Source organism: Photobacterium frigidiphilum (assembly GCF_003025615.1).
Taxonomy (GTDB): Bacteria; Pseudomonadota; Gammaproteobacteria; order Enterobacterales; family Vibrionaceae; genus Photobacterium; species Photobacterium frigidiphilum.
This window is the reverse complement of the sequence record NZ_PYMJ01000007.1, coordinates 172065-185807: the sequence shown is the minus strand read 5'-3', so window position 1 is coordinate 185807 and position 13743 is coordinate 172065. Positions and strand designations below refer to the sequence as shown.

General features: G+C 40.4%; 13 protein-coding genes, 1 tRNA gene and 1 pseudogene. 11 read left to right on the top strand and 4 right to left on the bottom strand.

The window, feature by feature from the left end; genetic code table 11:
• Positions 1-175: 175 nt before the first annotated feature.
• Positions 176-266 (bottom strand) — tRNA-Ser (locus C9J12_RS09545).
• A 183-nt stretch (positions 267-449) separates the two neighbouring features.
• Positions 450-761, bottom strand: a complete 312-nt coding sequence (locus C9J12_RS09540; protein WP_011220777.1) for a DUF3081 domain-containing protein — start codon at positions 759-761, stop codon at positions 450-452.
• A 266-nt stretch (positions 762-1027) separates the two neighbouring features.
• Here C9J12_RS09540 and C9J12_RS09535 point away from each other — a divergent pair, with 266 nt between their 5' ends.
• Entirely contained in the window at positions 1028-2209 is a 1182-nt protein-coding gene (locus tag C9J12_RS09535; RefSeq protein ID WP_107242487.1) for an amino acid aminotransferase, read from the top strand.
• Positions 2210-2581: 372 nt separating this feature from the next.
• Here the strand turns inward: C9J12_RS09535 and C9J12_RS09530 are convergent, their stop codons facing one another.
• Positions 2582-3016 (bottom strand): hypothetical protein, encoded by a 435-nt coding sequence (locus C9J12_RS09530; RefSeq protein WP_107242544.1) that lies wholly within the window; start codon positions 3014-3016, stop codon positions 2582-2584.
• Between the two features lie 298 nt (positions 3017-3314).
• On the opposite strand from C9J12_RS09530, the gene C9J12_RS09525 reads away from it, so the two are divergent.
• The 8 genes from C9J12_RS09525 (at position 3315) to C9J12_RS09490 (ending at position 10533) form a co-directional block, all read left to right on the top strand.
• Positions 3315-4127 (top strand): DUF3450 domain-containing protein, encoded by an 813-nt coding sequence (locus tag C9J12_RS09525; RefSeq protein WP_107242486.1) that lies wholly within the window; start codon positions 3315-3317, stop codon positions 4125-4127.
• Position 4128: 1 nt separating this feature from the next.
• A complete protein-coding gene (locus tag C9J12_RS09520; RefSeq protein ID WP_107242485.1) occupies positions 4129-5496 on the top strand; it encodes a MotA/TolQ/ExbB proton channel family protein in 1368 nt (455 codons plus the stop codon).
• Positions 5496-6026 (top strand): MotA/TolQ/ExbB proton channel family protein, encoded by a 531-nt coding sequence (locus C9J12_RS09515; protein ID WP_107242484.1) that lies wholly within the window; start codon positions 5496-5498, stop codon positions 6024-6026. Before C9J12_RS09520 ends, C9J12_RS09515 begins: the two co-directional genes overlap by 1 nt.
• The gene (locus C9J12_RS09510; RefSeq protein WP_107242483.1) at positions 6026-6430 is read left to right on the top strand and encodes an ExbD/TolR family protein; all 405 of its coding nucleotides are present in this window, start codon (positions 6026-6028) and stop codon (positions 6428-6430) included. The genes C9J12_RS09515 and C9J12_RS09510 overlap by 1 nt, the downstream gene beginning before the upstream one ends.
• On the top strand, positions 6430-7101 hold the full coding sequence (locus C9J12_RS09505) for an energy transducer TonB (RefSeq protein ID WP_107242482.1): 672 nt from the start codon (positions 6430-6432) through the stop codon (positions 7099-7101). The genes C9J12_RS09510 and C9J12_RS09505 overlap by 1 nt, the downstream gene beginning before the upstream one ends.
• Complete coding sequence (locus C9J12_RS09500) at positions 7098-8273, top strand: tetratricopeptide repeat protein (protein WP_107242481.1); 1176 nt, start codon at positions 7098-7100, stop codon at positions 8271-8273. Before C9J12_RS09505 ends, C9J12_RS09500 begins: the two co-directional genes overlap by 4 nt.
• Before the next feature lie 168 nt (positions 8274-8441).
• The gene (locus C9J12_RS09495) at positions 8442-9110 is read left to right on the top strand and encodes a response regulator transcription factor (protein WP_011220786.1); all 669 of its coding nucleotides are present in this window, start codon (positions 8442-8444) and stop codon (positions 9108-9110) included.
• Positions 9111-9141: 31 nt separating this feature from the next.
• Positions 9142-10533: a sensor histidine kinase gene (locus C9J12_RS09490; RefSeq protein ID WP_107242480.1), complete on the top strand. Its 1392-nt coding sequence runs from the start codon at positions 9142-9144 to the stop codon at positions 10531-10533.
• A gap of 108 nt (positions 10534-10641) precedes the next feature.
• On the opposite strand, the gene C9J12_RS09485 is transcribed toward C9J12_RS09490, so the two are convergent.
• Positions 10642-12489: a M3 family metallopeptidase gene (locus tag C9J12_RS09485; RefSeq protein WP_107242479.1), complete on the bottom strand. Its 1848-nt coding sequence runs from the start codon at positions 12487-12489 to the stop codon at positions 10642-10644.
• Positions 12490-12715: 226 nt separating this feature from the next.
• On the opposite strand from C9J12_RS09485, the gene C9J12_RS09480 reads away from it, so the two are divergent.
• Together C9J12_RS09480 and C9J12_RS09475 are read left to right on the top strand one after the other, a co-directional pair.
• A complete protein-coding gene (locus C9J12_RS09480; RefSeq protein ID WP_107242478.1) occupies positions 12716-13246 on the top strand; it encodes a GNAT family N-acetyltransferase in 531 nt (176 codons plus the stop codon).
• Positions 13247-13282: 36 nt separating this feature from the next.
• A pseudogene (locus C9J12_RS09475) lies at positions 13283-13710 on the top strand (GNAT family N-acetyltransferase).
• Positions 13711-13743 lie beyond the last annotated feature (33 nt).

The following is a 13743-nucleotide window of genomic DNA, read 5'->3' as shown; positions in this document are numbered from 1 at the left end:
AGTTTTATTGTGGCGATATTATGCCAGCATTTTGGAAGAAATAAAGGATGCTAAGATTAGATGAATGCATTTTAAAGTATTCCAGTCTGTTTAAAGTGGATTTGGAACAAATCACTCTAACCACAAACGCTAGATGCAAAAAGGGCGCTGATAAATCAGCGCCCTTCTCTAAATGTGGCGGAGAGATAGGGATTTGAACCCTAGAAGGGCTATAAACCCTTGCCGGTTTTCAAGACCGGTGCTTTCGACCACTCAGCCATCTCTCCAACGCGGCGAATAATACGGTGCAACGTTGTGGCTGTAAAGGTCAAAAAGTGCGTTTGATGGCTTAATGAGCGTTAAAGTAAAAATACGCGAATGTTTGGGTGATTTATAAGCGGTTCGAGACGTGTACCATCGACAATCTGCTTGCATTGTCGATGGCATTGTTAGCGATAAGGTAAGCTAACTTAATATCGTTTATCTAATTGCATTAATTTGTGGATAAATTCTTGTACTTGCGCTTCATTGTTATTGTGAAACTCGGTGGTTGTTTGATTGATTACAGACTCTGGGTCTTCATTCATCGTATGAAAGTGGTATGTATTGTGAAAATTGATATCAAGACTTACGTTGTTGTCTGCCAAGTTTACACAGTAACCATCAGGGCTTTCAGTACAGGTGATATCTTCTAGCTTGCAGCTATTTTCAAAATGTTGACCTTGGGTTTTCACTTTTTCATAAACACTTAATAGGGTACGGACATCAACGCTGTTTTTCATAATTCCTCCGTACATCGGCTTGGTGCCGAAATGGGGTACTGAGTGGGAAATAAAATCTCTTTTCTTATATAAATCTAGGCTTTTCAACCGTACATGCAAGTTAAGTTTCTAAAATGTTAATCTTGATCAGTGTTTATTTACAATAAGGTTTGTGAATCTTTACGTGTGGTGTGAATAATGCTGAATAAATATCGCGATTTCATCGTGACGTTTTGTAAGCTAAATGATAATTTGATGTTATCAACAGTAAAAATGGAATTTCTTCTATGTTTAAGCAGCTTACACAAGCACAACTTGACCCAATCTTGTCGCTTTCTATTGCCTACCGTGCAGATGATCGTGAAGATAAAATGGATTTAGGCATTGGCGTATATAAAAATAGCCAAGGTGAAACGCCAATTATGCAAGCTGTTCAGCAGGCGCAACAGCAAGTACTTGCAACACAAACAACTAAATCTTACGTTGGTCTTGCTGGAAGTGAAGTCTTCAATCAATCGATGATGGATTTGCTGCTTAGTGGTACATCTGCTCATAGTCGTGCAGCTGCTGTACAAACACCAGGGGCGAGTGGTGCACTGCGTATGTTGGCTGATTTGATGCACCTCGCGCAGCCAGATACTACTGTGTGGTTAACAAACCCAAGCTATGTTAACCATAGGCCCGTAATGGAAGCGGCTGGCTTAACCGTTAAATACTACCCGTATTTTGACCATGCAACGAAGCAAGTAAATAGCGATGCAATGTTGGCTGAATTAGCAAAAGCGGGCCCTAAAGATGTTGTATTACTTCATGGGTGTTGCCATAACCCAACGGGTGCCGGCATTTCATTTTCTGATTGGCAAGCTGTTACTGCGTTAGCCAATAAGAATGGTTTCTTACCGTTTGTCGATATTGCTTATTTAGGCTTTGGTGATGGTTTAGAACAAGATGGTCTTGGTCTAAAGTACATGGCTGACAACGTTGAAGAAATGATTGTAGCGGCATCATGTTCAAAAAACTTTGGTCTGTACCGAGAGCGTACTGGTGCTGCCATTGTTATCAGTGATTCTTTGCAAGAAGCACAAAAAGCAAAAGGTCGGATTCTACAACTCGCACGAGCTTCTTACACCATGCCGCCTGATCACGGTGCTGCATTAGTCGCGACTATTTTGACAGACGATGCATTAACTGCAACGTGGAAGCAAGAGCTTGATCAAATGCATAAACGTTTGCTTAGCTTACGTTCTGGTTTAACCAAAGCTGTGCGAGCACAAGGTTCAGATGCATTTAATTTCATCGAGCAGCATAAAGGTATGTTCTCTGTAACGGGGCTGAGCCCAGAACAGATCGAGCGTCTTCGTGCTGAATATGGCATTTATGCGGTCGGTGATGGTCGAATCAATATTGCAGGCTTGCAAGAACAGCAATTAGATTACTTAGCAAATGCACTTATTACGGTTACAAAGTAGTAATCCGTTATGTAAAAGAAGTAACTAAATAAACAAAAAGAGGGGCATCTACGGTTAATTATATACCCAAGCTACCTCAAGATGCAGGATTCAGAGTGATCTCAGCGTGTTTAATTCAAGGAAAATGTGTGTAGGAATGGCTTTCCCTTTCAAATACATTTGACACAGAAGTAGATACGCTGAATCACTCCCGAAGGGCGAGTTTTGTTGGGCTCTATGCGGTGTTACTTATTTTCAACGTAGAATGACTAGGTCTATAAATAAGCGCCTTGCCTAGAGCCCAACAAATTTTCGCTGAAACGAGCATCCTGAGGTAACTTGGGCATAGATGCCCCTCTTTTTTAAAATGCTTTTTACGTGGTGTGTTACTTGTTACTTTGCTTTATTGATGATGTTTTTGTAGTGCTTAGCTCTAGTAAACAAAAAATCCACATCAGGTGGGAAATCTTTATTTGATTTAGCATTTTTCATCATGTCGAACACTTTGAATTCAGTTAAAAATGCAAACTGATAAGGCTTGAAGTCGCCCTTAGATTGTTCTGTTGGGTCAAAGTACTTATCACCAATTTTAATGATCGCCTGATCAATGATTTTTTCTTCATTGCAGCGATAGCCCAAAACGTAACGTTCACCTTTTTGGTAAATAACGTTCATGTAGCTATTATAAAAACTTTCGTCTTCTTTTGTGGTGCAGCTTTCTAGAAGCGCATCATCCATCGCTTCAACAGTTATCATTCGGATGTTTTCAGCATTGAAATTCAATTCGGTTAATTGCTCGCGAATTGCTTCTAAAGTTAGTTGGGTCACTTCTAATACCGCGTTATGAATAAAATCGCACGCATTATACATCGATCTTCAAGTAATTCATCGAACTTCAAAAAAACAACAGTAATTTCATGGATACTTGGTGGGTGTTTCGCCTTAAAATGGCTTACTTTATACATTTAATGTGTCTAGGTAGGAAGTCACCGTGTTTTCAATCTTATATTTACAGATAAAACCTCTTTAAATGAGATTCATTTTCAATTAGAGTGATGCATCTTACTCCTAGGCTGCTAGGCGTATTTTTAATTTTGACTACACCTAAATACTATTGATGAGCAATATGAAAGCAATAAAACCTAGCTTGGTCATTTTGATGCTCTGCATGGCAAACAGTGCAACTGCCAATATTGATGCCGCTCGTGCAATCGAAAGTAACACCAATACTGCTTCTACTAAGAGCCAGACAAAAGTTGATCAAAGCGCAGAAGCGGCATTAACCATGAAAGCAGAGATTGAGCAACTTGAAGAAGAAGTGAAAAATTTAACGGTTTATCGCGATCATTTATCTCGTCTCGTGGTTAATCAAAATGAAGAAGTGACCAGTATTAATCAGCAAATTCAAGGTATAAAAGAAACACGACAGGGTGTAGTACCGCTGATGTATAAAATGCTTGATGGATTAAAGCAAATTATTATCGATGATAAGCCCATTCGCCATGAACAACGCTTGGCTCGACTTAACAAATTAGACGTTATGATGTCGCAAGCCGATATCAGTGATGCTGAAAAATACCGTCGTATTCTTGAAGCCTATCAAATTGAAATGGATTACGGCACGAAACTAGGTGTGTACCAAGGTCAAATTACAGTAGATGCAGACACGAGCATTGAAGTTGATTTGTTGTATTTAGGACGGATCTCTTTAGTCGCAAGAAGCTTAGATGCTACGCGTTATTGGGCATGGAACGATATCGATAATGGTTGGCAATCTATCGACAGTAACCAAAGCTCAAATATTGATAAAGCATTCTCTATTGCACATAAACAGGTTGCTCCAAGCTTGATCACTTTACCTGTATCAGCTCAGTTAGCAGCTGATACACAACTCACTACTTCAAACGTCATTGCATTAACTAACGTGGAGCAGCAGTAATATGAAATTCAAAACGTTAGTTACGGCTGTTTGTCTACTTAGTATGCCATTTGTTGTGTTAGCTGAATCACCGGTTTCAGCTGAATCACTTGTATCAAAAACTAAACAAGAACAAAAAGAACAACGTGCTCATAATGTTCAACGTGAAGCGGGGTTTAAACAAACAGAGCAATCTATTCTTGCGCAACGTGATTCTCTGTTGGCTATGCGCGAGAAATTACAAAGTGAAACTGAAAAACTGAGTGATACATTCAGTAAAAACGAAGCAGAATTATCGACCCTTGAAGAACAACTACGTTTAGATACGGGTAGTTTGGGCGAGTTATTTGGCGTTGTGCGTCAGTCTGCAAAAGATCTTAATACTGAAATTGAGACGTCGGTAACCAGTGTTGATAGTGCCAAATATGCTTCTGTTGTTAATGAAATTGTAGAGGCAAAAGCATTGCCTTCTATGCTGCAGTTAACAGGTTTGTGGCAAGGAATGGTAGAGCAGATAACGGCAAGTGGCGAGATTGCCCCTATTTCTTTGCCTTATATCAATGGGGAAGGGTACAAAGCAAATATTGATGCCTTCCGTATTGGTAGCTTTGGCTTAGTGGGCGAACAAGGCTATGTGCAATGGAGCAATGAACGCCACGTTGCTAAACCGTATTTAAAGCAGCCTCAGAAAGGGCCTGTTTTAGCCGATTTATCAACGATCAATCAGGCTGGAATACTGCCTTTAATTGTTGATCCATCACGCGGTATTATGCTGGAACAATTGGCGAATACCCCATCATTAAAAGAACGGTTAGAGAACGGCGGTGTGGTTGGTCAGGTTATTTTAGGCTTACTCGCGATAGGCGGCATTATTGCGCTCTTTAGAGGCACTAAGCTATTCATTATTCGCCAGCAAATTAAAGGGCAGTTAAAGCAACCTCAAGTGCCTGGTAATAACCCACTGGGTCGTGTTCTTAGCGTATTTTATGATAATAAAGAGCGTTATACCGAACAAGGACGAAGTGTTGAGGCATTGGAATTACGCTTGCTTGAAACCATTGTCGATGAGCAACAACACCTTGAAAAAGGGTTGTCCATGTTGAAGCTACTTGCTGCTTTAGCCCCAATGCTAGGCTTATTAGGCACGGTAACAGGCATGATTGAAACTTTTCAAGTAATCACACAGTTTGGTAATGGTGACCCTAAGGTTATGGCTGGTGGTATCTCTATGGCGCTAATTACAACAGTGTTAGGCCTAGTTGCTGCAATGCCACTGTTGCTTGCGCATAATATATTGAGTACACAAGCAGATATCATTCGAAATATTTTAGAGAAGCAAGGTATTAGTCTTGTTGCTGAACAGGCTGAAAAAGTAGGAACAACAGCATAATGGAATTCAGCCTTTTACAAGCCTGGTGGTTCTCATTATCGCAATTTATGAACCAAGGCGGCCAAATACTATGGTGGTTGGCTGCTGTAGTAATGCTTTGCTGGATATTGGTTGTAGAGCGGATTATTTATCTGTTCTTCCAATATCCACACCAGAGAAGAGCTTGGCTCGAAAAATGGCATGATCGTGATGATCAGACATCATGGTATGCCCATGCTGTACGCGACGGTTGGTTAAATGAAGCGCGTACTGCCTTAAATCAAAACTTAAATTTGATTAAAGTATTGGTATCTATTTGTCCAATGTTAGGGCTACTTGGCACGGTAACGGGGATGATTTCTGTCTTCGATGTGATGGCAACTCAAGGCAGTAGCCAGCCAAGGTTAATGGCTTCGGGTATTTCACTCGCAACGTTGCCGACCATGGCAGGCATGGTAGCGGCACTCGCGGGTATGTTTGTTCACGCACGTTTGTCTAAAGCATGTCATCTGCGTGAATTGAAATTAGAAAAACTATTAAGGAGCCAGTGATGAGGCTGAGTCGTCCGTCTTCTGCTCGTGAAGAAGCACAAATTGACATGACATCTATGTTAGACATTGTTTTTATCATGTTAATTTTCTTTATTGTTACCAGTTCATTTGTTCGAGAGTCTGGTGTTGAGGTTAATCGACCACAGGCGAGCAATATTGTTAGTCAAAAAGATGCAGGTATCTTTGTCGCTATCACATCTGCGAATGATATTTACATTGATAAGCGCGTGGTTGATGTAGAGCGTGTGCAAGCAATACTTGAACACCTATTACTTGAACAACCTGAAGCAACATTAGTTATTCAAGCTGACGAACATGCTTATAACGGTACCGTTGTAAAAGTGATGGATGCAGCGAAAGGCGCTGGGGTTAATAATATTGCGTTGGCAGCGGAGAAGCGCTAATGCTGTTGAATTCAGGCGTCACCGTACCTGCTCGTTCTATTTTTCGATCATCGTTTATTCGGCTATTGGTCGCATTACCTGTATCTGCCGCTGTGGCATTGGCTTTATTCACCTTTATGGCGTGGATGGTAGACAATGGGCATAAAAGAGCGCCAGAGAAATCTGATGTTTTAGCGTTCGATATCGTCATGGTTGAACAAGAACGTGACGCACAACGCCGTCAGCGAACCGTACCAGAAAAACCGGATACTCCAGAGCCGCCACCAGAGGCTATACCAAGAAGTTCCCAATCAGCCGTTACTGCCACTTCTGCACCATCAATACCGACCTTAGGTTTGGATACGGCAATTACTGGGCTTGCTATTAGTGTGCCTCAATTTTCAGATTTTGGTGCGAACCAACAAGCCATGCCGCTATACCGTGTAGAGCCTAAATATCCTACGCGTGCAATGAAGCAAGGCGCTGAAGGTTTTGTTGTGTTGTCGTTTACTATTGATGCGCAAGGTCGTCCAACCGATGTTGAAATACTAGATGCTAAGCCACGTCGCTTATTCGAAAGAGAAGCGATTCGAGCACTGCGTAAATGGAAATATCAGGCTAAAATTGTTGATGGAAAAGCCATTTCTCAGCAGGGTCAAACTGTTCGCCTTGAATTTAAGTTAAATAAATGATGAATTTAAAAAACGTCGTTATTGCCTGCACCTTAATGCTTTGTATCTCGATGAGCGTTCAAGCGAAAGAGCTCTCTCAATTTACTGCTGGCAAAGTACAGCGGGCTCATAATTTGCAGCAAGACGAAAAATTAAATGAAGCCATCACGTTATTGGCTGATCTCAACCCTTCTAGGGCGTATGACAAAGCATTTGTTAAGCGTATGCTGGGGATTTTCTATTGGCAAAAAGGCAATACAAAAAATGCTATTGCTAATCTGTCTTATGCTGTCGACAGTGGTTTATTGAATGATGAACAAGCTTGGGTAACTCAGCGAATGCTGGCTGATATTCTATTGTCAGAACAGCAGTTTACAGTGGCACTTCCTCATTATTATACGTTATCGAAAAGTATACCTGATAATCAGAAAGCGGATGAATTGTGGCTGCGTATAGCACAATCGCACTATCAAATTGAAGAGTGGAGCAGGGTACTTGCTGCCTTAAAGCAGTTCGATAGATTCAATAAAAAAGTGGATATACAACCGTTAACCATTAAATTGGGTGCTCAACTTCAACTTAAACACTGGAAAGGTGCGATTATCACACTGAACGGCTTAATTGGTTTAGAGCCAAATAAAACCGTATGGTGGCAGCAATTAGCGGGCATTCAAATTCGAATTGGACGCTCGAATGATGCACTGGATACTTTAGCATTAGCTAAGCATCAAGGTGTCGAGCTTCGCCAGCAAGATTTAAAAACACTCGCTCAACTTTATGCGCAACGTGGTATTCCAGAACGCGCCGCCATCTTATTCAGTGAATTGGATGGAGTTGATACCGATGCTAAATTACTCTCTGATCAAGCGATGTATTGGCAAATGGCTAAAGAGTGGAATAAAGCGATTTCCACTTGGGCTAAAGCGGCCGCGTTGGATAATAGGTACCGCTGGGAGTTGGCTCAGTTATTGTTGCAAGAAGGGCATTATCGTAAGGCGTTAACAGAATTAGATCGTGTGAAACGTAAAGCTAAAAAGGCGGATGTTGAGCTTGCAAAAGTACGCGCCTATTACAAGCTAGAGGACTTTGACCGTGCCATCATTCATGCCAAGCTAGCGAATAATATAACGTCTTCTGCTGCGTCAACAAGTTGGATTCGGTATCTTAGTCAAATCCGTGAGATGAAAGGTTAAGTGATCTTAATCGTCAATATTTTAATGTGATTCTTATCGGTTGAATGCATTGGTTTTTGTTGACTATCTTCCTATCTAAATAGAGTGACTTAGAAAAAGCATTGTTATTATTGATTGATCTGACTTTATTAACTAGAATACGAATCGTTTTTATTAAGAGTAAGTGCTGTGTCAAATATTCTGGTTGTTGATGACGATGTAATGCTGTGCGAATTATTAACCGAAGTGCTGAGTGAAGAAGGTTACGATGTCCATTATATTCACGATGGTGAAAGTGCCCTGACGTACATGCAAGCACACTCTGTTGATTTAGTATTACTGGATGTGATGCTACCGAATATTGATGGCTTACAAGTCGCACGCCGTATTTGCCAACGTTTTGCCACACCTATTCTGATGTTAACCGCATTGGGTGATGAAGCGTCTATGTTAGATGGCTTACAAGCTGGCGCTGATCAATATGTCGCGAAACCTTTCCGTGTACCTGAATTATTGGCAAGAATCACGTCGATACTACGTAGAGTCGGGCTTGAACGTCAGCGTCAGGGGCTGAATAACTGCACGGCTGATTTGTCGATACAGTTTTCAAGATTGCCGTTAACGGGCACCGAATCTGAGCTGCTTGAATACCTTATTAAGCATGACGGTATTGTGGTGTCTAAAGCTGAATTGCAAAAAGAAGTGTTGAAAAAAGATCTTTGCCCATTTGATCGTAACCTTGATATGCATATCAGCAATATTAGACGAAAAATGCTGCAGTCAGGCTTGTCAAAGCAACACATTAAAACGGTACGTGGTAAAGGCTATAGCTTTTACGAAAGTGTTAATATTGCGTAAGGTGTTACGCTAATCGATAACGTGAAACTTAATGAATTCAATTTTTTCTAATGCCTTTTCTCCCTTACGCGCTATTAATGATCGCTGTGGATTAGCAGTAAGACTGTTTTCCTATTTCGCCATTATTTTATTATTAATTCTTGGAATTCAAAACGTGGCAGAAATTGCGTTAGTCAAAGCAATGCTACGCATACCTGAACAAATACAAGAACAGATGCTCGATCTCGCCAACCAAGCCGAGATCATGATAGCTGACGGTGATATGTATGAATTGGCAGACTGGGAACGAGGACAACCTTATTATCTTTTTGTATTAAATAAAGAAAATAGGTCATTGAGTGGGCGAGATATGCACCCGCATTTTGAATTTAAATTGGCGTATATCAGACAGATTGATTCATTATTGGAAAGTCGTGTTAACCGTCCAATCATAGAAATACCGTTACGCGATGGTAATCGTTTAGTTATTCAGTTTCCGCTTGATCAGCATCCAGCCCAACATTTTAAATTGTATTTTGGCTTAATTAAAATCTTTATTGCCGCTCTTATTCTATGTGTATTTTCATTATTACTGGCTCGGTACCTACAACGACCATTAAATAAGCTGCAAGAAGCCAGTCGCCGTTTATCTGAAGGGGATTTTAGTGTTCGAGTAACAAGTGAAGTGGGGCGTGGTGTCAAAGAGTTTCGAGAATTAGCTCATGATTTTGATCATATGACATTTCGTATTCAAACCTTGGCAGAACAGCAAAAACGTTTAATTAGAGATGTTTCTCATGAATTGCGTACACCGCTAGCGCGGCATAATTTGGCTTTACATTTACTCCGAAAAAGAACGCCTGAAGAAAATCAGCATTTATTAGATCGGCTCGAGCATGAATCTGATGAAATGAATAACTTAGTGACTGAAATTTTAGAATTTAGTCGCATTGAGAATGCAAGTTATTCTGCGAATTTAGAACCATTACAGCTTGAGATCTTTTGCCAAGCGCAAGTGTTAGAAAGTCAGATGTGTTTGAAACCGAAGCAACGCTTAACGGGGTATTTTGATAATGAAACCCCTTTGGTGCTTGCTGATAGTCGTTTGTTATTACGTGTCATTAAAAATTTACTCGTTAATGCCAGCAAGTATGCCGGAGAGCTAGCAACAATCACGATCACCGTTCAATTACCGCAAGAGCATGAAGGGCAATATGTCCAAGTGATTATTGCAGACGATGGTAAAGGTATTGACCCTCAGCATTTAAAGCGCATTTTTGACCCGTTCACGCGCTTGGAAGAAGCCCGTGACAAGCAATCTGGTGGCTATGGTTTAGGGTTGGCGATTGTAAAAGAATCGATGGCCTTAATGAAAGGGCAGGTAGAAGCAGATAATCGATTGAAGGGTGGCTTGCGTATTACCTTATTATTCCCAGTTTTATAGACACACAAAAAAAACAGCGACCCTAGAATCTAGAGTCGCTGTTTTTATTTATTGTTTTTAGTTACTGTTCTTACGATTTCTAATTACGATAAAGAAGTTGGCGGTTATCTAGCGACCATACGTTGATACAATGAATTGCTCGAACTCATTGCACATGTCGTTATCAGACTGGGCATTGTTAGCTAATTTGTTGGCACCATCAATGATATTGATGGTGGCATTCAAAGAAGCAACCTCAGCTCGAGTTCTCGACTCAAGTGCTGATATTTTCTTCTGCTCTATTTCCCATGCTTGCGCAGATGATAAGTTACACTCATCAGCTAAGTATTTAGCGTTAAAGCCTTCGCCAGTCAAGTTGACGATGGTGCCGTTATGATTAACGCTGTTGCCGCCATTCCAGTAGTACTTCGCTAATAGCGGTCCAATCTCGGGGTTATCTGTTAAGTACCCAAGTTCCTCTGTTAGGTAGGCTCTTGTTTGATAGACAGCCATATGAGCCAGTAAGTAACCTTGGTAAGCACATGAGGCTTCGTCTGATAAAAGGTGCGGAATGGCCATTAACGGGCGTGGGCTAGCATCCAGGCCTAGAATTTTCTTTTCCATTTCTCTTGCTAGTTTCGTTACCGTTTCAGCATTTAGCTCTTCATCACTGAGTTGGTATAATGCACGTTCAAAATAGGGAACAACCAAGATACTTCTTTCACCGTAAGCCATAAACGGTTGTTTGCTATCTATAATTGCTTTAATTACCTTATCGGGTACGGCATTTCCTTCTGCGTCTAACGCATATTGTTTTAACCAATCAGCATCGCCTAGCAAGCTGTCACAAAACATGGATTGTGTTTCGGCATAAGCCATAGAAGTAGGCGCGAATTCTTGGGCAAAACATGGCGCATTCATTTTTACATTCGAAAAATGCGCAGCGTGCCCGCCTTCATGGAATAAGGTATTGATACCGTCATAGCCACTGCCTATTTGATCGGGTTTCGCATTACTGGTGAAGTTCACTTTTGCCGATACCCAATTACCTTGGTCGTAGAACGAAGGTACAGGGCCATGGCAGAATCCGTTTTGATACTTACCTTTACGATCCAATAGATCGAGCGTTAATTCAGCGCCAGAGTAGTCAATGTTTAAACGACCAAACGATTCAACCCAACGACGTAACGACTGAGAAAATGGAACGAATGGGTCTAAATCTCGCATAGCATCGCCCGAAAACGAGTATACAAAGTTATGCCCTTGTACCGATTGCGGACCAAGAGAGTCGATTAAGTTGTTTAAGCTATTTTGATGACTGTCTTTTGTTCTAGTTTCGAAATCATCAAGAATCGTAAATAATTCAGCGGTTGTCATCTGTTCTGTTTTAACAATGGAGTAATCAAAGAAGCTGTTATAGCCTAATGATTTGGCGAACTTGTTACGCAGTTTTACTAACGCTAAAAAACCGTTCTGTAGTAACCATTGTTCTAAATCTAATAGTGCTTGATGCGACGATTGACGTACTTGTTCGTTAGCACTGGTACGAATATTCGATGATAGTACAGGCAGCGATCCTTCTGCCTTCTCACCATCTTCACCGATATACGTCATAACGTACTGCTGTTTTTTTGCAAACAAATTAGCTTCAAATTGAATGAGTTCAGCTTTAAGTTGCTGTGCCTCTTCAGACTCTAGAGCATGTGCTTGAAAAGTCGCGAGCCATCCTTTCAGTCCGATTAGGGTTTGTGTTTTTTCATCTGATTCTTCAAGAGATTCAGCGATTTCGATTTGCGTTTTTACGTCAGATATTTGAGAAGAGGCGCTTAAAAAAGCATTCCATGCGGTTTCTGCTTTTGTCGAGCCATCATGATCATCACTTATACCCATGTAGGTATCCCAAAAGAAATCTTCTTTTGCTCGGTGAATAGACAAGTAACGTTCGTTTAGTGAGTTAAGGTAGGCAGTAGCTGTCATTATCGTCCCTATAAATGTAAGCACGTGATTAATTTAAAATATTATATGTCTATTTGATGATAATACAATTGCTGAATTATATGGTGTTTTTAATGATATTGGCTTTTAAAAATAGTGAGTTATAGCATTCTTATTGTAAACGATGGTATACATATGAGAGTTAAAGCTAAGTGTTTAGCTGGTTTTAATTTTTTTACAGTCGTTAAAAATATTCAAGGAAGAGAGCATGTTTACAGTAACTGTCGATAAGGACATTAAATTATGTTTACTACATCCGTCTTTTGCACCTCGGTATGTCGAGTTAGCGCAAGAAAACCATGACTATTTGTCTCAATGGTTATCATGGCCTTACTTTTGTAAAACCGAAGCTGAATTTAACGCCTTTATTCAACATTCTCTTCATAATTATGCTGATAATAAGTCAATGAACTGTGCGATTGAATATAAAGGTTCAATTGTCGGCAATATGGGCTTTAATACCATTAATCACGATACCAAGAAAGTTGAAATCGGTTATTGGCTAGCCGCAGATATGCAAGGAAAGGGCATTATTACGCGATCGTGCCAATACCTTATTGATTATGCTTTTTCTCATTTGAATATGAACAAAGTCGAAATTTCAGCGGCAGTAGACAATGCTGCAAGCCGGGCTGTGTGTGAGCGTTTAGGCATGGAGTTAGAAGGCGTCATCACGAATGCCGAGAAAGTGGGCGATCGTATCCTGAGTCATGCGATTTACGGATTACACCGACAATAGATGTAGAACGGTTCACGCCAATTAAAGGAGAACACATTGATTTTAATTAGACGTTATGTTGAATCTGATGCAAAAGAAACTTGGGGTATTTTCTTTAATACCGTTCGTACCATCAACTCGCGAGATTACTCTGAACAGCAAGTAAAGGCGTGGGCATCTGAATCGTTTGATTTTTCTATTTGGCAAAAAAGGATGGATAGTATTAATCCCTTTATAGCTGAAATTAACGGTGTGGTGGTGGGGTACTCTGATTTGCAAAGTGATGGTTTTATTGATCATTTTTTTTGCCACCATGAATACCAAGGTATGGGTGTTGGAAAAGCATTGATGACGCATATTTTGAATTGTGGCAGTAAAAAAATATTCACCGTTACTATTCTGAAGTCAGCATTACTGCAAAACCTTTTTATGAGCACTTTGGTTTTAAGGTTGTAAAAGCGCAAAATGTAGAAATAAGAGGGTAAACATTAACAAATTATATAATGGAAAAAATTAGT

Coding starts and splice junctions, on each gene's coding strand:
- C9J12_RS09540 (WP_011220777.1), bottom strand. CDS start 761: ATGAAAAACAGCGTTGATGTCCGTACCCTATTAAGTGTTTATGAAAAA.
- C9J12_RS09535 (WP_107242487.1), top strand. CDS start 1,028: ATGTTTAAGCAGCTTACACAAGCACAACTTGACCCAATCTTGTCGCTT.
- C9J12_RS09525 (WP_107242486.1), top strand. CDS start 3,315: ATGAAAGCAATAAAACCTAGCTTGGTCATTTTGATGCTCTGCATGGCA.
- C9J12_RS09520 (WP_107242485.1), top strand. CDS start 4,129: ATGAAATTCAAAACGTTAGTTACGGCTGTTTGTCTACTTAGTATGCCA.
- C9J12_RS09515 (WP_107242484.1), top strand. CDS start 5,496: ATGGAATTCAGCCTTTTACAAGCCTGGTGGTTCTCATTATCGCAATTT.
- C9J12_RS09510 (WP_107242483.1), top strand. CDS start 6,026: ATGAGGCTGAGTCGTCCGTCTTCTGCTCGTGAAGAAGCACAAATTGAC.
- C9J12_RS09505 (WP_107242482.1), top strand. CDS start 6,430: ATGCTGTTGAATTCAGGCGTCACCGTACCTGCTCGTTCTATTTTTCGA.
- C9J12_RS09500 (WP_107242481.1), top strand. CDS start 7,098: ATGATGAATTTAAAAAACGTCGTTATTGCCTGCACCTTAATGCTTTGT.
- C9J12_RS09490 (WP_107242480.1), top strand. CDS start 9,142: ATGAATTCAATTTTTTCTAATGCCTTTTCTCCCTTACGCGCTATTAAT.
- C9J12_RS09485 (WP_107242479.1), bottom strand. CDS start 12,489: ATGACAGCTACTGCCTACCTTAACTCACTAAACGAACGTTACTTGTCT.
- C9J12_RS09480 (WP_107242478.1), top strand. CDS start 12,716: ATGTTTACAGTAACTGTCGATAAGGACATTAAATTATGTTTACTACAT.